This is a genomic window from Burkholderia sp. 9775_39, from assembly GCF_015712225.1.
In the GTDB taxonomy this organism is placed as follows: domain Bacteria; phylum Pseudomonadota; class Gammaproteobacteria; order Burkholderiales; family Burkholderiaceae; genus Burkholderia; species Burkholderia cenocepacia.
Genome location: NZ_JACCQC010000024.1, coordinates 88,179 through 112,121 on the forward strand (window position 1 = coordinate 88,179; position 23,943 = coordinate 112,121).

At 68.0% G+C, this 23,943-nt stretch carries 24 protein-coding genes and 1 pseudogene; 12 read left to right on the plus strand and 13 right to left on the minus strand.

Going from position 1 to position 23,943, the window contains the following annotated elements:
- Positions 1-16: 16 nt before the first annotated feature.
- On the minus strand, positions 17-826 hold the full coding sequence (locus H0X90_RS27255; RefSeq protein ID WP_077189307.1) for an SDR family oxidoreductase: 810 nt from the start codon (positions 824-826) through the stop codon (positions 17-19).
- Positions 823-1,656 (minus strand): molybdenum cofactor biosynthesis F family protein, encoded by an 834-nt coding sequence (locus tag H0X90_RS27260; protein WP_006493836.1) that lies wholly within the window; start codon positions 1,654-1,656, stop codon positions 823-825. Before H0X90_RS27260 ends, H0X90_RS27255 begins: the two co-directional genes overlap by 4 nt.
- A gap of 170 nt (positions 1,657-1,826) precedes the next feature.
- Here H0X90_RS27260 and H0X90_RS27265 point away from each other — a divergent pair, with 170 nt between their 5' ends.
- The 3 genes from H0X90_RS27265 (at position 1,827) to H0X90_RS27275 (ending at position 4,487) form a co-directional block, all read left to right on the plus strand.
- Positions 1,827-2,624, plus strand: coding sequence for an AraC family transcriptional regulator (locus H0X90_RS27265; RefSeq protein WP_077189306.1), 798 nt, complete (start codon positions 1,827-1,829; stop codon positions 2,622-2,624).
- A gap of 178 nt (positions 2,625-2,802) precedes the next feature.
- Positions 2,803-3,735 carry a DMT family transporter gene (locus H0X90_RS27270; protein WP_077189305.1) on the plus strand — a complete coding sequence of 311 codons (933 nt, stop codon included), beginning with the start codon at positions 2,803-2,805 and terminating at the stop codon, positions 3,733-3,735.
- A 203-nt stretch (positions 3,736-3,938) separates the two neighbouring features.
- Positions 3,939-4,487 carry a permease gene (locus H0X90_RS27275; protein WP_077189304.1) on the plus strand — a complete coding sequence of 183 codons (549 nt, stop codon included), beginning with the start codon at positions 3,939-3,941 and terminating at the stop codon, positions 4,485-4,487.
- Positions 4,488-4,581: 94 nt separating this feature from the next.
- Here the strand turns inward: H0X90_RS27275 and H0X90_RS27280 are convergent, their stop codons facing one another.
- Positions 4,582-4,716, minus strand: a complete 135-nt coding sequence (locus H0X90_RS27280; protein WP_006485835.1) for an entericidin A/B family lipoprotein — start codon at positions 4,714-4,716, stop codon at positions 4,582-4,584.
- Positions 4,717-4,950: 234 nt separating this feature from the next.
- On the opposite strand from H0X90_RS27280, the gene H0X90_RS27285 reads away from it, so the two are divergent.
- Positions 4,951-6,246, plus strand: a complete 1,296-nt coding sequence (locus H0X90_RS27285) for an aspartate carbamoyltransferase (RefSeq protein WP_059780605.1) — start codon at positions 4,951-4,953, stop codon at positions 6,244-6,246.
- A gap of 136 nt (positions 6,247-6,382) precedes the next feature.
- Here the strand turns inward: H0X90_RS27285 and H0X90_RS27290 are convergent.
- Positions 6,383-6,794, minus strand: a pseudogene (locus H0X90_RS27290) (type II toxin-antitoxin system VapC family toxin); the annotation flags it as partial.
- A complete protein-coding gene (locus H0X90_RS27295; RefSeq protein ID WP_077189303.1) occupies positions 6,791-7,030 on the minus strand; it encodes an Arc family DNA-binding protein in 240 nt (79 codons plus the stop codon). The pseudogene H0X90_RS27290 and the gene H0X90_RS27295, both read right to left, overlap by 4 nt.
- 297 nt (positions 7,031-7,327) lie before the next feature.
- Between H0X90_RS27295 and H0X90_RS27300 the strand changes: the two genes are divergently transcribed.
- The 7 genes from H0X90_RS27300 to H0X90_RS27330 all read left to right on the plus strand — a co-directional run bounded on the left by H0X90_RS27300 (position 7,328) and on the right by H0X90_RS27330 (position 12,785).
- On the plus strand, positions 7,328-9,571 hold the full coding sequence (locus tag H0X90_RS27300; RefSeq protein ID WP_058903292.1) for a TonB-dependent siderophore receptor: 2,244 nt from the start codon (positions 7,328-7,330) through the stop codon (positions 9,569-9,571).
- Between the two features lie 3 nt (positions 9,572-9,574).
- Positions 9,575-10,330: a tetratricopeptide repeat protein gene (locus tag H0X90_RS27305; protein WP_006485843.1), complete on the plus strand. Its 756-nt coding sequence runs from the start codon at positions 9,575-9,577 to the stop codon at positions 10,328-10,330.
- Entirely contained in the window at positions 10,327-11,010 is a 684-nt protein-coding gene (locus tag H0X90_RS27310) for a Fe2+-dependent dioxygenase (RefSeq protein ID WP_077189302.1), read from the plus strand. Before H0X90_RS27305 ends, H0X90_RS27310 begins: the two co-directional genes overlap by 4 nt.
- Before the next feature lie 68 nt (positions 11,011-11,078).
- The gene (locus tag H0X90_RS27315; protein ID WP_077189301.1) at positions 11,079-11,318 is read left to right on the plus strand and encodes a type II toxin-antitoxin system Phd/YefM family antitoxin; all 240 of its coding nucleotides are present in this window, start codon (positions 11,079-11,081) and stop codon (positions 11,316-11,318) included.
- A gap of 179 nt (positions 11,319-11,497) precedes the next feature.
- Positions 11,498-11,785 carry a M15 family metallopeptidase gene (locus H0X90_RS27320; protein ID WP_227745564.1) on the plus strand — a complete coding sequence of 96 codons (288 nt, stop codon included), beginning with the start codon at positions 11,498-11,500 and terminating at the stop codon, positions 11,783-11,785.
- 102 nt (positions 11,786-11,887) lie between these two features.
- Positions 11,888-12,472 carry an NTP transferase domain-containing protein gene (locus H0X90_RS27325; RefSeq protein ID WP_006485855.1) on the plus strand — a complete coding sequence of 195 codons (585 nt, stop codon included), beginning with the start codon at positions 11,888-11,890 and terminating at the stop codon, positions 12,470-12,472.
- 172 nt (positions 12,473-12,644) lie between these two features.
- Entirely contained in the window at positions 12,645-12,785 is a 141-nt protein-coding gene (locus H0X90_RS27330) for a hypothetical protein (RefSeq protein ID WP_162838543.1), read from the plus strand.
- Positions 12,786-12,835: 50 nt separating this feature from the next.
- On the opposite strand, the gene H0X90_RS27335 is transcribed toward H0X90_RS27330, so the two are convergent.
- From H0X90_RS27335 to panE, 8 genes are all read right to left on the minus strand, one after another.
- Positions 12,836-13,594, minus strand: coding sequence for an SDR family oxidoreductase (locus tag H0X90_RS27335; RefSeq protein WP_006496171.1), 759 nt, complete (start codon positions 13,592-13,594; stop codon positions 12,836-12,838).
- On the minus strand, positions 13,591-15,138 hold the full coding sequence (locus H0X90_RS27340; protein WP_034202127.1) for an FGGY-family carbohydrate kinase: 1,548 nt from the start codon (positions 15,136-15,138) through the stop codon (positions 13,591-13,593). Before H0X90_RS27340 ends, H0X90_RS27335 begins: the two co-directional genes overlap by 4 nt.
- Positions 15,139-15,167: 29 nt before the next feature.
- Positions 15,168-16,256, minus strand: a complete 1,089-nt coding sequence (locus H0X90_RS27345; protein WP_006485836.1) for an erythritol/L-threitol dehydrogenase — start codon at positions 16,254-16,256, stop codon at positions 15,168-15,170.
- 46 nt (positions 16,257-16,302) lie between these two features.
- A complete protein-coding gene (locus tag H0X90_RS27350) occupies positions 16,303-17,310 on the minus strand; it encodes an ABC transporter permease (RefSeq protein WP_006485854.1) in 1,008 nt (335 codons plus the stop codon).
- On the minus strand, positions 17,297-18,817 hold the full coding sequence (locus H0X90_RS27355) for a sugar ABC transporter ATP-binding protein (protein WP_060210901.1): 1,521 nt from the start codon (positions 18,815-18,817) through the stop codon (positions 17,297-17,299). The genes H0X90_RS27350 and H0X90_RS27355 overlap by 14 nt, the downstream gene beginning before the upstream one ends.
- A 62-nt stretch (positions 18,818-18,879) precedes the next feature.
- On the minus strand, positions 18,880-19,821 hold the full coding sequence (locus H0X90_RS27360) for a substrate-binding domain-containing protein (protein ID WP_006485848.1): 942 nt from the start codon (positions 19,819-19,821) through the stop codon (positions 18,880-18,882).
- Between the two features lie 120 nt (positions 19,822-19,941).
- Positions 19,942-20,901, minus strand: coding sequence for an AraC family transcriptional regulator (locus H0X90_RS27365; RefSeq protein ID WP_077189299.1), 960 nt, complete (start codon positions 20,899-20,901; stop codon positions 19,942-19,944).
- Positions 20,902-21,139: 238 nt separating this feature from the next.
- A complete protein-coding gene (gene panE, locus H0X90_RS27370) occupies positions 21,140-22,087 on the minus strand; it encodes a 2-dehydropantoate 2-reductase (protein WP_060266224.1) in 948 nt (315 codons plus the stop codon).
- A gap of 246 nt (positions 22,088-22,333) precedes the next feature.
- Between panE and H0X90_RS27375 the strand changes: the two genes are divergently transcribed.
- Positions 22,334-23,887, plus strand: a complete 1,554-nt coding sequence (locus tag H0X90_RS27375) for a methyl-accepting chemotaxis protein (protein ID WP_077189298.1) — start codon at positions 22,334-22,336, stop codon at positions 23,885-23,887.
- Positions 23,888-23,943: the final 56 nt, after the last annotated feature.

The window sequence follows — 23,943 nt, forward strand, 5'->3', positions numbered from 1 at the left end:
CCTCGCGGGCTTACCGCTACCCGTCCGCCAGCACCGCCCCGCTTTCCGGCAACGTCGCTCCGCCGTCGACGACGATCGTCTGCCCGGTGATGTACGCCGCGTCGGCCGACGCGAGAAACAGCATCGCGTTCGCGATGTCCTCCGGCTCGCCCATTCGTGCCAGCGGAATGTCGCGTGCGATCTGCGCCGCGACCGATGCGTCGCCGAGATTGCCGGCCGCCGGCGTGCGGATCATCCCCGGCTCGACGCCGTTGACCGTCACGTGGCGGCGCGCCAGTTCCAGCGCCGCTGCGCGAATGAAGCCGTTCACGCCGGCCTTCGACGCCGCGTAATGCGCGAGCCCCGGATAGACGACGCGCGGCCCGGTCACCGACGACGTGACGAGCAGCCGCCCGGCCCCCGCGCGCTCGAATGCCGGCAACGCAGCCTGCGCGAGCCAGAACAGCGCCGACAGGTTGACCGACAGCGTCCGGTCGAGCGTCGGCGCGTCGATCTGCTCGAACGGCGTCAGCGGAAAATACGCGGCATTGTGGACGACGACATCGAGCCGGCCGCCGTCGCGCTCGACTGCCGCCACGAGCGCATCCAGTTCGTCCCGGCTCGCGGCGTCGACCTGATACGCGCGTGCCTCGCCGCCCGCGCTGGCCAGCGCCTCGGCCTGCTCGGCGGCTGCTTCGCGGTTCAGGTCGGCCACCGCGACGAATGCGTCGGATTCCGCGAAACGGCGCGCGATCGCCGCGCCGATCCCTTGCGCAGCGCCCGTGACGAGCACGACGCGTCCGCCGAAATCCGCACGCAGGCGGCCGCTGCCCAGCACGGCAGTCATCGTTGCGCCTCGCCGCCGAGCGGATGCACGGTTTCGTTCAGCACCTGCGCGTAAGCGCCGATCTGGAAATTCGACAGCGTGCCGAAATCGCCGCCCTGGTAGCCGAAGATCTTGCCGTCGGTCTTGCGCTGCGCGAGGTCGATCAGCACGACGCCGAGCGTCGGCACCACCTTTTCGCGCCACACGAACAGATACAGCTCATCGGCCATCTTGAAGTAATGACAGCGGTCGACGTCGGCCAGCCCGCCTTCCACGCCCTGCAGGCACTGCCACGCGTAGAAGTTCTCGTTCAGGTAGATATGCTCGTAGCATTCGGTCGGGCTGTAGCGGTACATCGTCCGCTTGCCGATCAGCTCGCGCGTGGGCGCATGCAGCGGCCCCGGCCGGGCGTGGCCGCCGAGCGTGCCGTGCCGGAATTGCGCGTCGACGGCCGTCAGCGGCAGCCCGCGCGCGACGCGCGTGAACGCATCGATGCGCGTGTCGGCTTCCGTCGGCAGCGTACCGACGACCGACGTCCACACGCCGTTGTCGAGATCGATCACGAGGCTGACCGACGTCGCGCGGGCAGTGGTATCGATGTAGTCGACGAAGTACAGACCGTCGCGCAGCCGCGTCACGCGGCACGGCGCGCGGCCGCCCGTATCGGTCGCCGCATCGCGCCACTGCAACGCGCCCGGCTCGAACGTATGGACGCGCCATGCGCCCGATGCGTCTTCGAGCGCCAGCGTCCGCCCGACGAGCGCGTCGACGGGCGCGAGGGTGTTCGCCTCCGGCGCGAAGCCGTCCGCGAGCGCGCCCACCTGAATGAATACCGGATCCTGTCGTTCCACCTGCCGTCTCCCGCGCAGCTTCAGGCCCGGCGGGCCGTGTACGCTGCAGATGTGCACATGGTGCGGGCTGCGCGCGCCGCGCGGTATCCGCCAAAAGGATGAAGGGCGCACGGCGCCGGAACGCGCTAAAGTGCACGTGATCCGCGCCGCGACCGGCGCGAGGAGCGCACATGCACCGTGTCACCCACTACCGACGCACCGGCGAAGGCATCGAGGCGATCAGCCTCGAATCCGATCGCGCGTTTCCGCGCCACGCGCACGACGAATTCGGGGTCGGCGTGATCGTCAGCGGTGCGCACCGGTCGTGGAGCGGCCGCGGGCAGGTCGACGCGCTGGCCGGCGACGCGATCATGGTCAACCCGGGCGAAATGCACGACGGCTCGCCGCTCGAGGCCGGCACCGGCCGTCGCTGGCGGATGCTGTACCTCGCGCCGGCGCTGGTCGCGGGCGTCGCGGCGGAAGAAGGCCTCGGCGGCGTCGAGCTTGCGCACCCGGCCGTGCGCGACGCGCGGCTCGCGGCCGCCGTCGGCCGGCTGCATGCACGCATCGTCGCAGGCGAAACCCAGCCGCTGGCTCGCGACGAAGCGCTCGTGATGCTCGTCGCAGGGTTGCTCGCCCGGCACGCCAACCGCACGCTGCCGGCGGCCGGTGTCGCGCCGGCGGTCCGCGTCGCCCGGGAGCGGCTCGACGCAGCGCCGGCCGTACCCGTATCGCTCGCCGAGCTGGCAGACCTGAGCGGCGTGAGCCGCTTCCAGTTGCTGCGCGGCTTTGCGCGCGAGCTCGGCATCACGCCGCACGCCTATCTGGTTCAGTCGCGCACGCGGCTGGCGCGCGCGTTGCTGGCCGGCGGCCTGCCGATCGCCGAGGCCGCGGCCGAGGCCGGCTTCGCCGATCAGAGCCACCTGACGCGCGCGTTCGCGCGCCAGTTCGGGATCACGCCGGGGCGGTTCACGCAGGCGGATCAATAGCGCTGTCGGTGCGCGGTGCGCGGACCGCCGCGCGCATTGCATTCGACGGCGGTTGCCGCCTAGACGTCAGCCGTGACCTCTTGCGTCGGTGCATGTCGACGGCGCACCACATTCGACGCCCGCCCCGCTGCAATTTCGTTCAAGACGCCCCCCACCGCCGTACGCGACGATGCGGCGCATGAAGACACGACTGATCGGCTATCTCTATCTCGCCGCCGCGATGGCGGGCGTCGGCAGCACCGTCATCGCGAGCCGTCTCGCGGCCGGCGGCCTGCCGCCGTTCGCGGCCACCGCGCTGCGTTTCCTGATCGCGACGCCGCTGCTGTTCGCGCTGATGCGTGCGCAGCGCATGCGCTGGCCGCGCATTGCCGCACGCGACGCCGTGCTGCTCGTCATCCAGGCCGCGGCGGGCGGCGTCGGCTATACGGTGCTGCTGATCAGCGGCACGAAACTGTCGTCGCCGCTCGATGCCGGCGTGATGCTCGGCACGCTGCCGGCCATGTCGACGCTGATCGCGGCCGTCGTGCTGCGCGAGCGGCAGACGCCGCGCGACTGGCTGGCCGCCGCGCTCGCCACGGCCGGCGTGCTGTTCGTCACGTTCGCGCCGGGCCACGCGATGCCGTCGCTCCGGACGCTTGCCGGCGATGCGCTGGTGCTGGCGGCCGTCGCCTGCGAAGCGGTCTTCATCCTGCTCAACCGGCGGCTTGCCGCGCCGTTGCCGCCGCTGGCGCTTTCCACCGCGATGTCGGGCCTCGGCTTCGTGCTCGCACTCGTGCCGGCCGCGTTCGAATCGCGCGCGGTGGCGAGCGGCTGGACCGTCGGCGCCGTGTCGGCGATCGTCTACTACGCGTTGATTCCGACCGTGCTCGGCTACCTGTGCTGGTATGCGGGCTCGGCGCGCACGAGCGGCACCGAGGCCGCCCTGTTCACGGCGGTCGCGCCGGTTTCGGCCGTGCTGTTCGCGGTCGCGTTGTTCGGCGAAACGCTGACCGGCACGCGTGTCGCGGGCATCGCGCTCGTCGTCGCCGGCATGCTCGTCGGCGCGACGCGGCGGCGCGAGCCGCCCGTCGAATCACCCGCCACGCTCGCCGCGCGGACCGCCACCGATTGACTCGCGTTCCTTGGTCCCGCCGAAAACGATGGCGGCGCCTTCCCGTCGCACCGCCTTCGACCGCCGCCTTCCGGCCATGCAGCCAACGACTGTAGGAATGTGTCCGCGCCCCGCAAAACCGTTGCGCACGACTGCGCAAGATGCAATATTCGCGTGGCCGGACCCTTTGACAACCATCGAACAACAATCCGCCAGATCAAGCAATGAACAGGAAGGAAGCCAAAACAAGAATCGCGGTGCTGCTGTCCGCGGGAACGAGGAAGGCCGACGCACTGGCCGAGCTGTCCGGACAGGGGCTCAAGGCTCGCGTGCTCGCGCATCTGATCGCGTCGCGCCCGGACCCCGAACGCTGCCGCAAGAACAAGGTGCACATCCGGATCCTGATCGCGCTCGGCATCGCGCAGCTGGTCATCAGCCTGATGCTCGCGTACTACTTCTTCGCGTCCGGCGCCGGCGGCGTGCTGGTCACCGTGTTCCTCGCGTTGACCGTGCCGCTGTCGCTGCTGTTCATCTGGGGTTTTGCGACCCATCGTGTCGGCGCGTATCACGCGTTCATTCTGCTGTCGCTGCTGCAGGTACCGAAGACCGTCGCCGATCTCGGGCGCGATCCGTCGGCCGCGCTGCCGAGCCTTGCGATCACGGTCGTGCTGGTCGGCTACGTATGGTTCGTCCGCAACCGGGTGTTCCCCGACTACGGCTGGTTCACGCCGCGCAAGGTCGACGGCCGCTACGCATTCGTCGAGCGCGCCTGACGCCGCCGGCGTCGAGTCGGGCGCAAAAAAAGGCGCCGCGCCTCCCCGCAACCGCGGGAAGGCCGGCGCCTTCTGCATGCCGGAACCGGTCGGCTTACTTGGCCTTTTCAGCCGAATCGCTGATCGCCTGGCCGCCCTTCGAAATGTCCTGGCCCACGCCGGCGACCGTATTGCACCCGGCGAGCGCCGCCGTCACCACCAGCAGCATTGCAGCAATCGTACGCGTCATTCTCATTCTCCTTCGAATCAACATGCCCGATCGGGCGAATCGTGTGCGGCTGGCGCCCGGCACGCTGCCGGACACGGGGCCTGACCTGATTATACGGAGACGCACGCCGCGCGCCAGTACGGCCCCGCCGAGTGTCATGCGCGCCACACCCCGCTTGCACGCAGATTTTTCTTGACTTCATTGCGCCAGGAACTAATATACGCACCGCGTATATTTTCCGCCCAGGAGCCGCCGATGACCGTTCCCCAGCAAGCCTTCCTCCGCGACGCGATGCGCCGCCTCAACATGACCCGCGAGGCGTTCGCGAATCGCATCGGCGTCAGCCGGCGCGCGCTGGATACCTGGCTACTTCCCGACGATTCGCAGGAATCGCGCGGGATGCCCGAGATCGTCGAGCGCTTCGTGTCGGAGATCGTCGAGCGCTCGGCGCCGGATGGCGAGAACTATACGCAAAGCGTAGACAAACAAGGGCTCGCGAAGCAGTTCCTGTTCGAAGGCAAGCCGCAATTGATCTCGGTCGACCAGTTCTCGCGGGATTCGGTCGAGGCGCTGTTCCGCGTGGCCGACGTCATGCAGCCGATCGCGCGACGCCACAAGATTTCGCGCGTGCTCGAAGGCGCCGTGCTCGGCAACCTGTTCTTCGAGGCCAGCACGCGTACACGCGTGTCGTTCGGCGCGGCCTTCTGCCGGCTCGGCGGCTCGGTGTGCGACACGACGGGCTTCACGTTCTCGTCGATGGCCAAGGGCGAATCGATCTACGACACGAGCCGCGTGATGGCCGGCTACGTCGACGCGCTCGTGATCCGCCATCCCGAAAAAGGCTCGGTGGCCGAATTCGCGCGCGCGACCAACCTGCCGGTGATCAACGGCGGCGACGGCCCCGGCGAGCACCCGAGCCAGGCGCTGCTCGACCTCTATACGATCCAGCGCGAGTTCTCGCGGCTCGGCAAGATCGTCGACGGCGCGCACATCGCGCTGGTCGGCGACCTGAAGTACGGCCGCACCGTGCACTCGCTCGTCAAGCTGCTCGCGCTGTACCGCGGGCTGAAGTTCACGCTCGTATCGCCGCCGACGCTCGAGATGCCGGCGTACATCGTCGACCAGATCGCGACGAACGGCCACGTGGTCGAGCAGACGAACGACCTCGCGGCCGGGCTGCGCGGCGCGGATGTCGTCTACGCGACGCGAATTCAGAAGGAGCGCTTCACCGACGAGTCGTTCGAAGGCTACACGCCGGATTTCCAGATCAATCAGGCGCTCGTCGACTCGGTATGCAAGCCGGACACGCTGATCATGCACCCGCTGCCGCGCGACAGCCGGCCCGGCGCGAACGACCTGTCGGTCGACCTGAACCGCGACCCGCGTCTCGCGATCTTCCGGCAGACCGACAACGGCATTCCGGTGCGGATGGCGATCTTCGCGGTGCTGCTCGGTGTCGAGAATCTCGTCCAGCATTCGATGCGCGACGCGACGTGGCGTCCGCCGGCGTACCTCGGCCCGGAAGACGCGGTGTTTCACGGGATCGATTGACGCCACTGCGAAACGCTCGCGCCCTGCCGCCGTTGCGTCAGGGAACGAGCCTGATGGTTCGATTCAAAACGCGCCGCCACGCACGGCGCGTTTTGCATTTCGGCACGCCAAAAGAACCGGCGATCGCGAACCGGACGGCCCATGGATCGATGATGCGCAGCCCCAACGCCTGGAACGGCGCGACGTCGCGTGTGGCCACGATCGAGCCGTTTGCCTCGGCCGTCGCGGCGATGTAGCCATCGGCGACCGCGATCGCGTTGCCCGCGGCACGCGTCCGCGCGCAAAGGCTCGCACGCCCTGCTCGCCGCGTCGTCGAACGGCAGGATCCGACCGCGAAACAGCGGCAGCACACGCTGCCCGATACTCTGCTGCGGCCAATCCCGCCTGCGCCCTTCCGGCAATGCAGCCACGCCGAACCGCAATTCCGCGAGACTGATCGCCGCGAGATACAGCGTCTCGACGTTCTGCGCATCGAGCCACTCGATCACCGCCGCGTTCGGCTCACGCCGCAGCGGTTCGGGCATGACGTTCGTATCGACAGGGATCATTCAAAGCTCATCGGACCGGTTGGCATCTCGTCGCACAGCACGCCGATATCGACATCGCCCGCTTCCCGCCCGATTTCCGCGAGCAGCGTTCCGAGCTCGAGCCGCCCGCCCGGCAGAACGGCCTGCTCCAGGATGTCGCGCACCTCCGCTTCCGTACTGCGCCCGTGTCGGGCCGCACGGATCCGAAGCGCGCGGCGCACTTCATCGGGCAAATTTCGAACGGTGATCACCGGCATGACGCGCCCCCTACTATCACTTTGCTGTCATGGCGAGCGTCGCGACACAACCAATCCAATCCGACCTGCCGGTCCGTCATATCCAGCCATTCGGCCATGCTTGCGCCTCCTGGGCCGCCTCGCGACCACCCCGTCACATTCGTCAACAATTCCCACACAAACGCGAACAAGAACGCTTCTCATTTAACGGGAAATTACATAGAATGCCGCCTGAAAACAAATCGTAATAATTCCCGTCGGCGTGCACATTTCCGCAGCGCACTGCCCCGGGGCCACACCGCGAGGTCGAAGCGCACCATGAAGTCCCGTCCCGACGAGCTGAAGCTCGGCAAGTTCACCACCCTCTGCAGCGTGCTCGCCGCCAGCCCCGCGTTCGCCGACGGCACGCCGCCCGCGGCGCCCGCCAGCACCGAAGGCCATCTCGCGCCGATCGAGATCCAGGGCAAGACCGAGCACAGCTACAAGGCCGACTTTTCCGCTTCCGCGAAATTCACCGCGCCGCTCGTCGACACGCCGAAATCCGTCACCGTGATCCCGCAGGAACTGATCCAGAGCAGCGGCGCGGCGACGCTGACCGAAGCGCTGCGCACCGTGCCCGGCATCACGTTCGGCGCCGGCGAAGGCGGCAACCCGCTCGGCGACCGTCCGTTCATCCGCGGCTACGACACGCAGGGCAGCATGTTCGTCGACGGCATGCGCGACACCGGCGCCACCACGCGCGAGATCTTCAACACCGAGCGCGTCGAGATCACCAAGGGTTCCGACGGCGCGTACGGCGGCCGCGGCGGCGCCGGCGGCAGCATCAACCTGATCACGAAGGCCCCGCATCTCGGCACGACGGCCGCCGCGAGCGCGGGCCTCGGCACCGACCGCTATCGCCGCTTCACCGCCGACGGCAACTGGCAGTTCGCCGATCACGCCGCGTTCCGCCTGAACCTGATGAGCCACAACAACGACGTCGCCGGCCGCGACGCCGTCAACAACGAGCGCTGGGGCGTCGCGCCGTCGATCGCGTTCGGCCTCGGCACGTCGACGCGCGTGACCGCGAGCTACTACCACCTGCAAACGGACGACATGCCCGACGGCGGCATCCCGTACTTCTACACGACGTCGAACAAGCCCGCGAACGTCGACACGATCTATCCGGCGCCCGTCGATCGCCACAACTTCTACGGCCTGATCGACCGCGACTTCCGCAAGACCACGTCGGACATCAGCACGATCAAGATCGAGCACGACATCACGCCCAACCTCACGGTGCGCAACACCACGCGCTACACGGAATCGACGCAGGACTACATCTGGACGCAGCCGGACGACAGCCAGGGCAACGTGGTGAACGGCAAGGTCTGGCGCCGCAACAACAACCGCAACAGCTCGATCAACAGCCTCGCGAACCTGACCGAGCTGTTCGGCGAATTCCGCACGGGCCCGTTCAAGCACAGCTTCACGACCGGCATCGAACTGTCGCGCGAATGGGGCAAGCGCGATTCGTACACGGTCGCGACAGACAAGGGCACGATCTGCCAGAAAGGCATCGGCGCGCCGTCGGGCTACAACTGCACGAGCCTGTGGTCGCCGAACCCGAACGATCCGTGGGCCGGCTCGATCACGCGCAACAACGACTATGCGCATGCGCGCACCACGACGAAGTCGATCTACGGCTTCGACACGATCGAGATCACGCCGCGCTGGCAGGTCAACGCCGGCGTGCGCGTCGACGACTACTCGACCCGCTTCACCGATACCAAGGCGAATGGCGGCAAGACGTACACGCGCGACGACACGCTCTTCAACTGGCAGGCAGGCCTCGTGTTCAAGCCCGCGCAGAACGGCAGCATCTATGCGTCGTATGCGACGTCGTCGACGCCTGCCGGCATGCTGCTCGGCGAAGGCAGCGAAACGCAGTCGCTCACGCCGGGCCGCGGCGGCGTCGGCCCGAACGCCGATCAGCTTTCGCCGGAAAAGAACCGCAGCATCGAACTCGGCACGAAGTGGAACGTGCTGAACGACAAGCTGTCGCTGACGGCCGCGCTGTTCCAGATCGACACGACGAACGCACGCGTGACGCTGCCGAACAACCAGTACGCGATGGTCGGCAACAAACGCGTGCAGGGTCTCGAGCTCGGCCTCGCCGGCCAGATCACGAAGCAGTGGCAGGTGTTCGGCGGCTACACGTACATGAAGAGCGAACTGCGCGACAACGGCAAGGACACCGCGAACAACGGCAACCGCTTCCCGAATACGCCGAAGCACAGCCTCACGATGTGGTCGAACTACGACGTCACGCCGAAATTCACGGTCGGCGGCGGCGCGTTCTACATGTCGGAAGTGTTCGGCGATCCCGCGAACCTGCGCGCCGTACCGTCGTACTGGCGCTTCGACGCGATGGCGCAGTACCGGATCAACAAGAAGCTCGACCTGCAGCTGAACGTGAACAACCTGTTCAACCGCACCTACTTCGATCAGGCGTATCCGGCGCACTATGCGTCGATCGCGCCGGGCCGTTCGGCGTTCGTCACGCTGAACGCGCGCTACTGATCGATGGAGGCCGTATCGCTGAAGGCGCTCGCGTCGGTATCGCCGCGCGAGTTCGCCGACATCCTGGCCGGGCCGCCGGAGCGCGCCGCCGCGTGGGTCGCGGCGGCGGCCGAGCACGGCATCGTCGATGCGCAGGCCGTCTACGGGCAATACCTGCTCGACGGGCACGGCGTCGCACGCGATCCGGCCGCCGCGTTCAACTGGTTCCGGCACGCGGCGCGAGCCGGCCACCCGATGGCGATGAACATGCTCGGACGCTGCTACGAGTTCGGCTGGGGCACGGCCGCCTGCGCGCCGGTCGCCGTGTACTGGTACCGGCTGGCCGCGCAGGCGGGCCTCGACTGGGGCATGTACAACTACGCGACCGCACTCGCTCTCGGCAACGGCGTCGACGAGAACCGCACCGACGCGCTCGACTGGTTCCGCCGCGCGGCCGCGCTCGGCCATGCGAAATCGATCAACCTGATCGGCGGTTTCTACGAGGACGGATGGGTCGTCGCGGTCGACACCGACGCCGCGTTCGACCACTATCGCCGCGCGGCCGTCGCCGGCGACTTCCGCGGCCAGTTCAACTATGCGCGGCTGCTCGCCGAACGCGGGCGCGTCGACGAGGCGCTCGTCTGGCTCGCGCGGGTGCCGGCCACCGCGACCCCCGCGTTCATCGCGAAAATGCGCGCGTATCTCGTGTCGTCGCCGCTCGATGCTTTTCGTTCGGCGGCCATGCAACTCGCGCCGCACGCAATGGAATCCGCATCATGATGCTTCACATCCCCGGCGTACTGACCCAAGCGCAAGTCGCGCAATGCCGCGAACTGCTCGATGCCGCCGAATGGGTCGACGGCAACGCAACGTCCGGCGCGCAGTCGGCGCTCGCGAAACGCAACCGGCAATTGCCGGAAGGCTCGCCGGTCGCACGCACCGTTGGCGACGCGATCCAGGATGCGCTCGCGCGCCATCCGCTGTTCTTTTCGGCGGCGCTGCCGCTCAAGGTGTTTCCGCCGCTGTTCAATCGTTATGAAGGCGGCGAAACGTTCGGCACGCACGTCGACAACGCGATCCGGCTGCTGCGCGGCACGGATTTCCGCGTGCGCAGCGATCTGTCGGCGACGCTGTTCCTCGAGAAACCCGATGCGTACGACGGCGGCGAGCTGTGCGTCGAGGACACGTATGGCGTGCATCGCGCGAAGCTGCCGGCAGGCGACCTCGTGCTGTATCCGGCGTCGAGCCTGCATCATGTGACGCCGGTCACGCGCGGCGAGCGCGTGGCGTCGTTCTTCTGGATTCAGAGCATGGTGCGCGACGACGGCGATCGCACGCTGCTGTTTCAGCTCGATACGCAGATTCAGGCGCTTTCCGCGGAAAAAGGGGCGAGGGATCCGATGGTCATTTCGCTCACCGGGATTTATCACAACCTGTTGAGGAAGTGGGCGGATGCGTAGCATGAGTCAGTCGCGCCGCGTCGAAAGACGGGTCCAAAACGATCTCGTCAAATGACCCTGCTCATATCGTGATGCCGCACACTCCCGTATCGAAATCCGAATTCAAGGCGCGCGCACTCGAATACTTCCGGCTCGTCGAAGTGTCGGGCGAGGGATTGATCGTCACCGACCACGGCAAACCGACGTTCGAGATTCGGCCGTATCGCTCGCGCGAAGCTCAGCCGTTGGACATATTGCGCGGTTCGGTCATGCGCTACGACAATCCTCTCGATCCGATTGCGAAAGAGGATTGGGAGACGTCGCGGTGATCGTGCTGGATACGCATGCATCGGTGTGGTGGGCAGTACGCGACTCGGCGCTCAGCTGACACCCGCGACGAAAAAATCCGCGCGTACGCGCACATCATGACGCTCTGGTAAGCGTCGCCGGCCCCGCCGGCCGAACCGAGGCGCATCTTCCACCAGACTCTGGCATATCGGCGATTCATCTGACCAAAACGACCGCGGCCGCCGAACTCGACATGGGCTGCATATTCGACGCCACCGACCACGAATCATCCGGCGCCTGCTACACACATAACCCGTTCATCAGCCGCCCGGCCGCACGAAACCGCCAGTTCCTGATCGACGCACTGACCCGCGCCGGCCTCACGAATTACCCGTCTGAATGGTGGCATTGGTCATACGGCGACCGCTATTGGGCCGTCATGCAGAACGAATCGCACGCAATTTGCGGTCCCGTCGACGAAAGCCTGCTCGACGAAACGTCGCGATGACGGTTTTCCCGATCCGACACGCGTGACTCGGTAACATCCTCACTTGCCGATCCCCGCGGGCTCCCGCACAATCGCAGCACCTGTCTCCCTCCCCCCGCGCCGATGTCCTATGCGTCACTCGCCACCGGCGTCCTGCTCGCCGGCGGCCTTGGTCAACGCTTCGACCCGAGCGGCCTGCACAGCAAGCTGCTCGCCCGGCTTCCCGACGGCACGCCGGTGGCGGTCGCCGCCGCGCGCCGTCTCGCGGCCGCCACCGCCGACGTGATCGCCGTCGTGCGTCCCGGCGCCGAAAAGCTTGCGATTCTGCTGAATGAAGCCGGCTGTCAGGTCGTCTATGCCCCCGATGCGTTGCGCGGGATGGGCGCCAGCCTCGCGGCCGGCGTCCGCACCACGCCCGATTCGAACGGCTGGCTCGTCGCGCTCGGCGACATGCCGTGGATCGCCGCTTCCACCTACGAAACCGTCACCCGCGCGCTCGAAGCCGACAACGCGTCGATCGTCGCGCCCGCGCATCGCGGCGTGCGCGGCCATCCGGTCGGCTTCGCCGCGCACCATTTCGATGCGCTCGCCGCCCTCGACGGCGACACGGGCGCCCGTGCGCTGTTCGCCAGCGTGCCGGTGACCCTGCTCGATGTCGACGATCCCGGCATCCTGCGCGACGTCGATACGCCGGCGGATTTGCGCTGACTTCGATGGTGCGGTTCTGCACGATCCCGCACGAACACCGTCAATGGACGAATTTCGCCGACGATCGTCCACCGGTCGCAAGAATCGCGCTGCAAACACGCGCCCGATTGGCTATAACGGAGACGAGGCGCATCCGCCGCGCCACCGCCGTCACGCACCGCGCGAGTTCTCCATGAGCGATCACACGACCCCGACGCCCGAGCCACCGGCCGACCCGAACCGCGATCCGGAAGACGATCCGTTCGCGTCGCCGCCCGGTCATCACGACAATCCGCAGCAACCGGACGGGCCGCCGAGCAAGGACCCGGTCTAGCCGCGCGCCGGCCGCGCCGCGACTTCAGTCCGCGACTTCCGTGACGCGATCTAGCGCGCCGTATACCCGCCGTCGATCGGCAACGACACGCCGCTGATCATCGACGCCGCATCGCTCAGCAAAAACAGGATCGGTTCGACGACCTCCTCCGGCTCCGCGAACCGGCCGAGCGGAATCGCGGCCAGCATCGGCGCCCGCTTTTCCGGTTCGCTCCACGCGAACTGCGCCATCGGCGTGAGCGTGACGGTGGGGTTCACGCTGTTCACACGAATGCCGTGCGGCCCGAGTTCGATGCACAGCACGCGCGTGATCGCGTCCATCGCCGCCTTCGACGCGCAATAGCTCAAATGCGCGGGCAGCCCGACGAGCGCGGCCTGGCTCGACACGTTGACGATGCTGCCCCGTGCGTGCGCCGCGCCGCGTCCGTCGCGCTCGATCATCCTGCGCGCCACGGCCCGCGCGACGAGCGCCGCGCCGCGCGCATTGACGGCCATCACACGATCGAACTGCGCGGCGCCGACCTCGAGCGCCGGTTCGAGCGACGCGATCCCCGCGCAATTGACGAGGCCGTCGAACGCCTCGTACGCGGCGAGTGCGGCATCGATCGATTGCTCGTCACCGCCGACGTCCAGGCGCAACGTATCGCACGCAATCTCGCCGGCGAGCGTGTCGAGCGCGACCATGTCGCGCCCCGCCGCGACGACGCGCGCGCCCGCTTGCGCCAGCGCGACCGCGCAGGCGCGGCCGATTCCGCTCGACGCGCCCGTGACGAGCACCGTTGCCCCGCTGAAATCGAATCGTGTGTTCATGATGAGGTGCCCAGCCTGTGCATGATCGGCTTGAGTGCCGGATACAACGCCGTATAGAGCGAAAAACGCGCGTCGTACGTGTTCGCACGCTCGGCATCGGGCCGTGCGCGCTCGACGAGCGTGACCCAGCCGCCCTGCGCGTCATCGTCCGACACGAGCCCTGCGCCGACGCCCGCAAGCAGCGCGGCGCCCATCGCGGCTTCGACGTCCTGCTCGATCGTCCACACCGGAAAACCCGTCACGTCCGCGATGATCTGCATCCACAGCGCCGAATGCGCGGCGCCGCCGACGACGATCAACCGATCGTCCAGCGCCGCCGCGCCCCGGCGGCCGGCCTCGATGTTGTGGCGCAACGCGAACGCGACGCCTTCGAGCACCGCTCGATAAAGATGCGCACGCGTGTGCGCGAGACTCAGCCCGACGAACGCGCCGCTCGCCTTCGCATCCCACACCGGGCTGCGCTCGCCCATCAGATACGGCAGGAACAGCACGCCGTCGGCGCCGGCCGGCACACGCCCGGCCGCCTCCTCGAGCAGCACGTGCGGATCGCCGTGCGGCAGCAGGCGCGCCGCGTCGGTTTCCGCGTGGCAGAACTGGTCGCGAAACCACGCGACGGATGCGCCGGCCGCGATCGCACCGCCGAACACGTACAGGTCGCGCTGCCCGTTGAACACGTGCGGCATGCTGACGAGGCCGTGCCGCGCATCGACGTGCCGGTTCACGTAGCCCCAGCACATGCTGGTGCCGATCATCGCGACGTGCTGCCCGGTGCGCGTCGCGCCGGCGGCGAAGGTCGCCACCGCCGCATCGACGCCGCCCGCGACGACCGGCGTGCCGGCCGGCAGCCCGAGTTGCGCGGTCCATTGCGACAGCAGGCCGCCGACGACGTCCGTCGAATCGACCAGCCGCTCGGGCATCATCGTCGCCGGAATGCCGAGCATGTCGAGCGCGTCGTCGGACCACTCGCGGCGCGCGACGTCGTACACGCCGCCGATATTGCCGGCCGAACTGTGATCGACCGCGACTTCACCGGTCAGCAGATAGATCACATACGCGTTCGGCGGCAGGAAATAGCGCACGTTCGCCCACACGTCCGGCCGCTGGTCGCGCAGCCACAGCATCTTGGTGAAGCCGTAGTAGCTGTCGACGCCGTTGCCGGTGATCACGCGCAGCCGCTCGACGTTCACGTGTTCGTCGACCCAGTCGACTTGCGCGGTCGCGCGCCGGTCCATCCAGATCAGGCACGGATGCAGCGGCCGCATGTCGCTGTCGACCGGGATGCCCGAGCCGCCGTACAGGCTGCTCACGCACACCGCCCGGATCGCGTCGGCCGGCACGCCCTGCGCGCGCGCGTCGCTCACGCAGCCGCCGATGCAGTCGAGCACCGCGTCGAACCACACCTGCGGCCACTGCTCGGCCCACAGCGGGCGCGGCGTATCGGGCTGGTAGCCGGCCGAGCGCCGCGCGACGATCGTGCCGTGCCGGTCGACCAGCAGCGCCTTGGTGCTCTGCGTGCCGATGTCGACGCCTATGACGTATTCCATGATGTCTCCGGTGAGGCGCACGCCGGCCGTCAGCGGGCCGGCTTCAGCAGCACCTTGATCGATTCGGGCGATTTCGCGACGCGGATCGCGTCGTCCCAGTCCTCGAGCGCGAAACCGTGCGTGACGATGCCTTTCGACGTGACGAGCCCGCGCGCGAGCAGGTCGATCGCGACCGGATAGCAGTATGGCCCGAGGTGCGCGCCGCGTACGTCGAGCTCCTTGCGGTCGCCGATGATCGACCAGTCGACGGTCGCATCCTCGCCGAACACGCTGAACTCGACGAAGCGGCCGAGCTTGCGGATCAGGTCGAGCCCCTGGTTCACGCCGACCGGCGCGCCGGTCGTCTCGATGTACACGTCGCAGCCATAGCCGTCGGTGAGCGCGCGGACGATCTCGCGCGCGTCGTCGCGCTTCGGGTTGATCGTCACGTCGGCGCCATACTGCCGCGCGAGCTCGAGCCGTTCGTCGATCAGGTCGATCACGACGAGCTTCTTCGGCGTCTTCAGGTGCGCGACCTGCGTCATCATCAGCCCGAGCGGGCCCGCGCCCGCGATCACGACGACGTCGTCGAGCTGCACGTCGCCGCGGTTCACCGTGTGGATCGCGCACGACAGCGGCTCGATGATCGCCGCATCCTCGAGCGATACGCCGAGCGGAATCCTGTGGACGATCGCGGTCGGCGGAATGCGCATGTACTCGGCCATCCCGCCGTCGGCCACCTCGCGCTGAAAGCCGAAGATGTTGTGCACTTCGCACATCCAGTACTGGCCCGACTTGCAGTAGCGGCACTTGCCGCACGGCACGATCTGCTCGGCGATCACGCGGTCGCCCAGCGCGACGCCGAAATGCTCGGCCGCGCCGTCGCCGAGCGCTTCGACGTAGCCGAAGAATTCATGGCCGGGAATCACCGGCGCCTTCACCCACGGGCTGGGGCCGCCCCAGAACATCTTGGCGCCGGTGTAGCACTTGCAGTCGCTCGCGCAGATCCCGCACGCGGCGATGCGGATCACGAGCTCGTTCACGCCGGGATTCGGCTTCGCGACCTGTTCGACGCGATAGTCCTCGGGGCCGTGGCAGACGACCGCGGTCATGCGCGGCTGGGCTTCGGGTGTCGTCATGAGTTGTCTCTTTCCTGAGTGATTCGGATAACCGATGATTTTTTCATTACCGCGATCGTTCGCGGCTGATGTAGATCGCGAGCAGGATGATTCCACCCTTGATCACGTTCTGCACATACGGGTTCACGCCGATCATGTTGAGCCCGTTGTTGAGCACGCCGAGCAGCAGCGCGCCGACCAGCGTGCCGAGGATCGCGCCGCGCCCGCCGGAGATCGACGTGCCACCCATCACGACCGCCGCGATCGCGTCGAGCTCGAAACCCACACCCGCGTTCGGCTGCCCGCTCATCAGGCGCCCGGTCAGCACGATCGCGGCGAGCGCCGACGTGACGCCGGCCAGCGTGTAGACGATCAGTTTCACGCGCGCGACCCGCACGCCGGTGAGCCGCGTCGCCTGCTCGTTACCGCCGATCGCGTACACGTAGCGGCCGAACGGCATCCGGTCGAGCAGCAGCCACGCGATCGCATAGACCACCAGCATGATCAGCACCGGCGCCTGGATGCCGAGCACCTTGCCGCTGCCGAAGAACGCGACCCAGTCGGGCAGCCCGTCGATCGGATAGCCGCCCGTGTAGATCAGCGCGAGGCCGCGCGCGATGCCCATCGTCGCGAGCGTGACGATGATCGGCGGCATTCCCGCGAACGCGACGAACACGCCGTTCAGGAAGCCGAAGCCGAGGCCGACCGCGATGCCGATCGCCAGCGCGGCGACCGCGTTGACGCCCGCGACCATCAGCCCGGCCGCGAGCGTGCCCGACAGCGCCATCACCGAGCCGACCGACAGGTCGATCCCGCCCGTCAGGATCACGCAGGTCATGCCAACCGCGATGATCGCGTTGATCGACACCTGGCGCAGCACGTTCTCGAGGTTCGCGGCGGACAGGAAGCTCGGGCTCGCGATCATCATCGCGATGCACACGACGATCAGGCCGACGAGCGGATAGAACAGCGTCGAGCGGCGCAGCTGCGCCCACATCGCGCGCGGCGGCGGCGCGTCGCCGGCGGTGGCCGCGAGCGTCGTGGAGGGCGTGGAAGAAGAGTCAGGCAGGTTCATGGATCGCTCCTCGCGTGCCGGCCGTGGCATAGGTCATGACCGTGTCGGGATCGATCTCGTCGCCGGCGAGCGTCGCCTCGATGCGGCCCTGCCGGAACACGGCGACGCGATCGCACATGCCGACGATTTCCGGCAACTCGGACGAGATCATGATGATGGCGTAGCCGCGCGCGGTGAGTTCGCGCATCAGCCCGTAGATTTCGGCTTTCGCGCCGACGTCGATGCCGCGCGTCGGCTCGTCGAAGATCAGCACCGACGTGTGATGGTTCAGCCAGCGCGCGATCACGACCTTCTGCTGGTTGCCGCCGGACAGCGTCGCGACCTCGGTGTGGATCGACGGCGCCTTCACGCCGACGCGCCGCATCACGTCGTGCGTGGTGCGCGCCTCGCCGCGCCGGTCGATCAGCCAGCGCATCGACCGGTACTTGCCGAGGTTGTTCAGCGAGATGTTGTCGCGAATCGAGAACGACGTGACGAGCCCTTCCGTCTTGCGGCTTTCCGGCAGGATGCCGATGCCCGCGCGCAGCGCGTCGGCCGGATCGGCGAGCTTCGCCGCCGCGCCGCGTACGCGCAACTCCTTGCGATGCGCACGCGTCGCGCCGATCACCGCGAGCGCGGTTTCCGTGCGGCCCGAACCGACCAGGCCGGCAAAGCCGAGGATCTCGCCGGCCCGCAGCGCGAAGCGGTTCACCGGGCCGTCGCGCTCAATCTGCAGCGCGTCGACCTCGAGCACGGCCGGCGCGTCGGCCGGCAGCGCAGGTTTCGGCGGAAAGCTGCTTTCGATCCGGCGGCCGACCATCATCCGCACCAGTTGCTCGACGTCGGTGCGCGCGACCTCGGTCGTCGCGACGTACTGGCCGTCACGCAGCACCGTGATGCGGTCGCACACCGCGAAGATCTCGTCGAGGTGATGCGAGATGAAGATCATCGCGACGCCCTGCCGCTTCAGCTCGCGCATGATCGCGAACAGGTGTTCGGCCTCGGCCGGCGTCAGCGTGGCGGTCGGTTCGTCGAGGATCAGGATGCGCGCATCGAGCGACAGCGCCTTGCCGATCTCGACGAACTGCTGCTGCGCGACCGACAGCGTGCGGATCGGCGCGTCGAGATCGATCGCCACGCCCAGGCGCGCGAAGATGGCCGCGGCCGCCGCGCGCATCCGCTTGCGGTCGCGCGCGCCCCAGCGGTTGCGCAGCTCGCGGCCGAGGAACAGGTTGTCGACGGCATCGAGATGCGGAATCAGGCTGAATTCCTGGAATACGATGCCGACGCCGGCCGCGACCGCGTCGTGATAGTCCGCGAAATGGCGCGCGGCGCCGTCGATCTCGATCGTGCCGGCATCCGGCTGGTGGATGCCGCACAGGATCTTCATCAGCGTCGACTTGCCCGCGCCGTTCTCGCCGAGCAGCGCATGGATCTCGCCGCGCGCGATCTGCAGATCGATGTCGGACAGCGCCTTCACGCCGGGAAAGCTTTTCGTGATGTGGCTGAGCCTGAGTATCGTGTCCATCGGCTTCTCCGTGCGAAGGGCGTCGGCCGCGCCGCCGCCCTTCGCGTCGCGTCGCACGTCGTTCACCAGCTGAAACCCTTCGCGTTGCCGCGATCGACGACCTTCACGTCGACGGGAATCGCCTTCGGCACCGTCGCGCCCCACTTGCGCGCAATCGCGATGCCGAGCGCGATGCGCACCTGGTCGGCCGGAAACTGCGCGGTCGTCTCGATGAACTTCGAGTTCGGCTTCTGGATCGCGGCGATCGCCTCGGGCGCGCCGTCGACGCTCGTCAGCTTGATGTCCTTGCCGGAGCCCTCGATCGCGGCGAGCGCGCCCATCGAGCCGCCGTCGTTCACGCTGAAGAGGCCCTTCAGGTTCGGATGCGCGGAGATCATGTTCTCGGTGACCGACAGCGCGGTCGCACGCTCCTGCTTGCCGTTCTGCGTGTCGACGAGCTTCACGTTCGGGAATTTCGCGAGCCCGGCCTTGCAGCCGCGCACGCGCTCGAGAATCGGCACGACCGGAATGCCGTCGAGGATCGCGACCTCGCCGCTGCCGCCGATCGCCTTCGCGAGGTATTCGCACGACATCACGCCCGCGTCGTAATTCTTCGAGCCGACGAACGAATCGACCGGGCCGTTCGCGTTCGCATCGACTGCCACGACGACCGCGCCGGCCTTCTTCGCCTGCGTGATCGCCGACTGGATGCCGGTCGAATCGGTCGGGTTCACGAGCAGGATGTCGATCTTCTTCTGCAGCATGTCCTCGACGTCGCTCACCTGCTTGCTGACGTCGTGATGCGCGTCGGTGACGACGACCTGCGCGCCGATCGATGCGGCCGCGTCGTTCAGCGCCTTCTGCATCGTCACGAAATACGGGTTGTTCAGTTCCTGGAACGTCATGCCGATCCGCAGCGGCGCGGCATGCGCGGCGGCGGGCAACAGGGCCGCGACGGCGAGCGCGGCAACGGCCGCCAGGCGGGCGGCGCGACGGGGGGATGAAGCGGGCGATGCGTGCGTCATGACGGTGTCTCCTGAATTGTGTGCAGCTTTTTCGTGGGTGAATGCGCCCCTCGCGACGTGAACGGCGCGATCGGCGGGGTGGAACGGTTAGGAAAACTCAGGCGGGCAACGGCCCGGCGATCATCCGGGCTGCGGCACGAGCTCCGGGGCGCCGCGCGTCAGCACGCGCGGCGGCAGCGGATTGCCGGTCGGCGCCGCATGCAGCGCCAGCTCGCGGCTGCGCGCGTTCAGGCGCTGCAGCGCGCGGAATTCGGACGGCGCCATCCCCTTCACCGCGCGGAACTGGCGGTTGAAGTTCGACACGTTGTTGAAGCCGGCCTGGAAGCAGATATCGGTGATGCTCGCGTCGTCGGCGAGCAGCATCTGGCACGCGGATTCGATCCGCAGACGATTCACGTACTGGACGAACGGCATGCCGGTGTGGCGATGGAACGCGCGCGAGAACGCGCTGACGCTCTGCCCGGTCAGTTGCGCGAGATCGGATTCGCGCAGCTCGGACGCGAGGTTCTTGCCGATATACGACAGCGCATGACTGAGCCGCGTCGGCGTGACGTCGGCCTGGTCGTACGCGGGGCTCGCGAGCAACGTGCGTTCGGCCGCGCCGCACAGCCGTTCGAGAATCGTCATGAACAGCGCGATGCGGCGCATCCCGCGCGCGGTCAGCAACGCATCGAACAGCGGGGCGATCGCGGCGCTCGTCGCCGCGTCGAAGCCGACCCCGCGCCGCGCATCGTCGAGCAGCGCCTGCGCGTCGCGGCATTCGGGGAACGCGTCCATGCAGCGGCGCACGAACGACGGATCGAACTGGATCACGAGATTGCGGCGCTCGACGGTTTCGCCTTCGGCCATGTCGCTGACCCAGTTGTGCGGCAGGTTCGGACCGAGCAGCACGAGATGGCCGGGGCCGAACGAGCCGATGTGATCGCCGACGAAATACTTGCCGTGCGTAGCGACGATCAGGTGCAGCTCGAATTCGGGATGGAAATGCCAGCGGATCGTGCGATACGGATAGCCATGCGACCAGACCTTGAACGACTCGTCGCGTCGCACTTCGACCACTTCGAGATCGGGGTGCATCATGTTGGCGTCTCCATTCCCATGGTTCGCTGGCCGGCCTGTTCGGCGGTGCGCGCATCGCCGCGTGTCTCGCGCGGCGATGCGACCGGTCGCATGGGAAGCAATGTAGGTCGATCGAGCGCGCGGCTCCACCAACTTTACGCCTGATTTCCGATACTTTTTTGCGCAATCCGGCCATAAACGGTGCCGGACGGCAAATTTGTTGCAGCGCGGAACGGCGCGGACGGCCGCCCGCGCCGGCTTACGCCGCCGCGTGCTCGCGCGCCGTGCGCACCTCGTACGTCTTCAGGTGGTTGTACGCGATCCGCAGCAGCGACAGCGTATCGGCCGCCTGCGGGTCGCGCCGCGCGAGCAGGTCGCCGATCACGTGATCGGCTTCGACGCGCGCATGGTTCTCGACGTCGCGCAGCATCGACGCGGTCAGCGGCGACGGCGTCAGCACCATCCGCTGCATCCGCTCGCTGGCCGCGGGGTCGGGCCGGTGGCCGTTGTATTCGGCGATCGCGCTGCATTCCGCGAGCATCGTTTCGAGCAGGCGGCGGCCGTCCGGCGCGGCGAGGATGTCGCCGATCGACCCGCGAAACAGCGACGTGCTCGCGGCGAGCGTCGCGAGGAACACCCACTTCTCCCACATCCGCGCGGCGATATCGTCGCTGAGCGTGGCATCGAAGCCCGCGCCGCCGAGCACGTCGGCCACCGCGCGCACGCGCGGCGATTCGCCGCCGGCCAGCTCGCCGAACGACACGCCGTGCGTGTCGTTCAGGTGCACGATGCGCTGCTCGCGATCGAGCGTCGCCGCGATCACGCACAACCCGCCGAGCACCTGCGCGGCGCCGAAGCGCTCGCGCAGCACGTCGAGGTGGCGCATCCCGTTGAGCATCGGCAGGATCAGCGTCTGCGGCCCGACGAACGGCGCGAACGACGCAATCGCGTCGTCGAGGCTGTACGCCTTGCAGCTCAGCAGCACGAGGTCGAACGGCGCGACGCCAGCGCCCGCGTCGCCCGCGCGCACGGTCTGCACGTTCGCGAGCGTCAGGTCGCCGCGCGGGCTGCGGATCAGCAAGCCATCGCGGGCGAGCGCCGCGGCGCGGCCGTCGCGCACCAGGAACGTCACGTCGCGCCCCGCCGCGGCCAGCCGGCCGCCGAAGTATCCGCCGACCGCGCCGGCCCCTACCACCAGAATCCGCATCGTTGCCTCCTTTCGGTTTGGTTCGGCGTCGCGCCGCCCGTGCGGGCGCGGCGCGCACGCCATCGCCCGACAGTATAGCGGCCGCTGTTATGCATATGCATAGATGCCCGCGCTTGCGTCCTGGGCATGCGGAAATGGCCGCCTCTAAGGGATTTCCCGTCTACGGCGACGCACATGGCGCGCCGTCAAGAGACTTATCCCGTCACGCCGACCCGGCGAGCTTCCACGACTGACCGACCTCCTACCATGCGCACTCTCTCCCTGAATCAGAAACTCGCCTCGATGATCGTCATCCTGTGGCTCGGCCTGCTCGTGATCGCCGGGCTGGGCGCATGGCAGACCCGTACCTCGATGATCGCGGATCGCCGCGATCAGCTCGCGTCGCTGGTCGCGCAGGCCGCGAGCGTGACCGATCACTACTACAAGCTGTCGCAGCAGAACGCGCTGCCGGAAGCCGAAGCGAAACAGAAGGCGCTCGAGGCGATCGCCGCGATGCGCTACGGTGCAGACGGCTATATCTCGATCAACGATTCGAAGCCGGTGATCGTGATGCATCCGATCAAGTCCGATCTCAACGGCAAGGACGTGTCGAATTTCACCGATCCGAACGGCCAGCACCTGTTCGTCGAGATCGTGAAGGCCGGCAACGCGGAGGGCGGCAAGGGTTTCGTCGAATATCTGTGGCCGAAGCCTGGCGCGGACAAGCCGCAGGACAAGACCAGCGCCGTGCAACGCTTCGCGCCGTGGGACTGGTATCTCGTGACCGGCATGTACATGAACGACGTGCGCTCGGCGGTGCTCGCGAGCGTCGGCCGCTGGCTGGCGATGACGGCCGTGCTCGGTGCGATCGCGACCGCCGTGATGGTGCTGGTGCTGAAAAGCGTGCGCGCGAACCTCGGCGGCGAGCTGGAAGTGGCGCTCGACGCCGCGCAGCGCATCGCGCAGGGCGACCTGACCGCGCGCGTGACCGTGAAGCACGACGATCGCGGCAGCCTGCTGCATGCGCTGCATACGATGCAGGGCGGGCTGATCGACATGGTGTCGCGTGTCCGGATGGGCACCGAGAACATCAACGTCGGCGCGAGCGAGATCGCCTCCGGCAACACGGACCTGTCGCAGCGCACCGAGGAACAGGCGGCCGCGCTCGTGCAGACCGCATCGAGCATGGATGAAATGACCGCGAACGTGAAGCAGAACGCGGACAGCGCCGCGCAGGCCGCGTCGCTCGCCGGCCAGGCCGCGCAGGTCGCGACGCGCGGCAGCGCGGTGGTCGACGACGTCGTGCGCACGATGAACGAGATCACCGACCGCTCGCACAAGATCGGCGACATCATCGGCGTGATCGACGGGATCGCGTTCCAGACCAACATCCTCGCGCTGAACGCGGCCGTCGAAGCGGCCCGCGCGGGCGAACAGGGCCGCGGCTTCGCGGTGGTCGCGGCCGAAGTGCGCTCGCTCGCGCAACGCTCGGCGACGGCGGCCAAGGAGATCAAGTCGCTGATCGTATCGTCGAACGAGACGGTCCAGCACGGCGCGACGCTCGTCACGCATGCAGGCGAGACGATGGCCGAGATCGTGCAGTCGGTGCGGCGCGTGAACGAAATCCTCGACGAAATCAGCCACGCGTCCCGCGAGCAAAGCGCCGGGATCGAGCAGGTCAACCGCGCGGTGGGCGAAATGGACCAGGTCACGCAGCAGAACGCCGCGCTCGTCGAACAGGCCGCGGCGGCCGCGCATTCGCTGCGCGATCAGGCCGAGGCGCTGCGCGACGCGGTGACGCGGTTCGCGTTGCCGGCCTGACGGCGTCCCGCCCGGCCCCTCACGCCGCGCTGCCCGCCCGCCGCGCGGCGTGAGGG

Excerpts from the sequence above, each read along its gene's own strand:
- H0X90_RS27255 (WP_077189307.1), bottom strand. The coding sequence starts at position 826 with ATGACTGCCGTGCTGGGCAGCGGCCGCCTGCGTGCGGATTTCGGCGGA.
- H0X90_RS27265 (WP_077189306.1), top strand. The coding sequence starts at position 1,827 with ATGCACCGTGTCACCCACTACCGACGCACCGGCGAAGGCATCGAGGCG.
- H0X90_RS27270 (WP_077189305.1), top strand. The coding sequence starts at position 2,803 with ATGAAGACACGACTGATCGGCTATCTCTATCTCGCCGCCGCGATGGCG.
- H0X90_RS27275 (WP_077189304.1), top strand. The coding sequence starts at position 3,939 with ATGAACAGGAAGGAAGCCAAAACAAGAATCGCGGTGCTGCTGTCCGCG.
- H0X90_RS27280 (WP_006485835.1), bottom strand. The coding sequence starts at position 4,716 with ATGACGCGTACGATTGCTGCAATGCTGCTGGTGGTGACGGCGGCGCTC.
- H0X90_RS27285 (WP_059780605.1), top strand. The coding sequence starts at position 4,951 with ATGACCGTTCCCCAGCAAGCCTTCCTCCGCGACGCGATGCGCCGCCTC.
- H0X90_RS27295 (WP_077189303.1), bottom strand. The coding sequence starts at position 7,030 with ATGCCGGTGATCACCGTTCGAAATTTGCCCGATGAAGTGCGCCGCGCG.
- H0X90_RS27300 (WP_058903292.1), top strand. The coding sequence starts at position 7,328 with ATGAAGTCCCGTCCCGACGAGCTGAAGCTCGGCAAGTTCACCACCCTC.
- H0X90_RS27305 (WP_006485843.1), top strand. The coding sequence starts at position 9,575 with ATGGAGGCCGTATCGCTGAAGGCGCTCGCGTCGGTATCGCCGCGCGAG.
- H0X90_RS27310 (WP_077189302.1), top strand. The coding sequence starts at position 10,327 with ATGATGCTTCACATCCCCGGCGTACTGACCCAAGCGCAAGTCGCGCAA.
- H0X90_RS27325 (WP_006485855.1), top strand. The coding sequence starts at position 11,888 with ATGTCCTATGCGTCACTCGCCACCGGCGTCCTGCTCGCCGGCGGCCTT.
- H0X90_RS27330 (WP_162838543.1), top strand. The coding sequence starts at position 12,645 with ATGAGCGATCACACGACCCCGACGCCCGAGCCACCGGCCGACCCGAAC.
- H0X90_RS27335 (WP_006496171.1), bottom strand. The coding sequence starts at position 13,594 with ATGAACACACGATTCGATTTCAGCGGGGCAACGGTGCTCGTCACGGGC.
- H0X90_RS27340 (WP_034202127.1), bottom strand. The coding sequence starts at position 15,138 with ATGGAATACGTCATAGGCGTCGACATCGGCACGCAGAGCACCAAGGCG.
- H0X90_RS27345 (WP_006485836.1), bottom strand. The coding sequence starts at position 16,256 with ATGACGACACCCGAAGCCCAGCCGCGCATGACCGCGGTCGTCTGCCAC.
- H0X90_RS27350 (WP_006485854.1), bottom strand. The coding sequence starts at position 17,310 with ATGAACCTGCCTGACTCTTCTTCCACGCCCTCCACGACGCTCGCGGCC.
- H0X90_RS27355 (WP_060210901.1), bottom strand. The coding sequence starts at position 18,817 with ATGGACACGATACTCAGGCTCAGCCACATCACGAAAAGCTTTCCCGGC.
- H0X90_RS27360 (WP_006485848.1), bottom strand. The coding sequence starts at position 19,821 with ATGACGCACGCATCGCCCGCTTCATCCCCCCGTCGCGCCGCCCGCCTG.
- H0X90_RS27365 (WP_077189299.1), bottom strand. The coding sequence starts at position 20,901 with ATGATGCACCCCGATCTCGAAGTGGTCGAAGTGCGACGCGACGAGTCG.
- panE (WP_060266224.1), bottom strand. The coding sequence starts at position 22,087 with ATGCGGATTCTGGTGGTAGGGGCCGGCGCGGTCGGCGGATACTTCGGC.
- H0X90_RS27375 (WP_077189298.1), top strand. The coding sequence starts at position 22,334 with ATGCGCACTCTCTCCCTGAATCAGAAACTCGCCTCGATGATCGTCATC.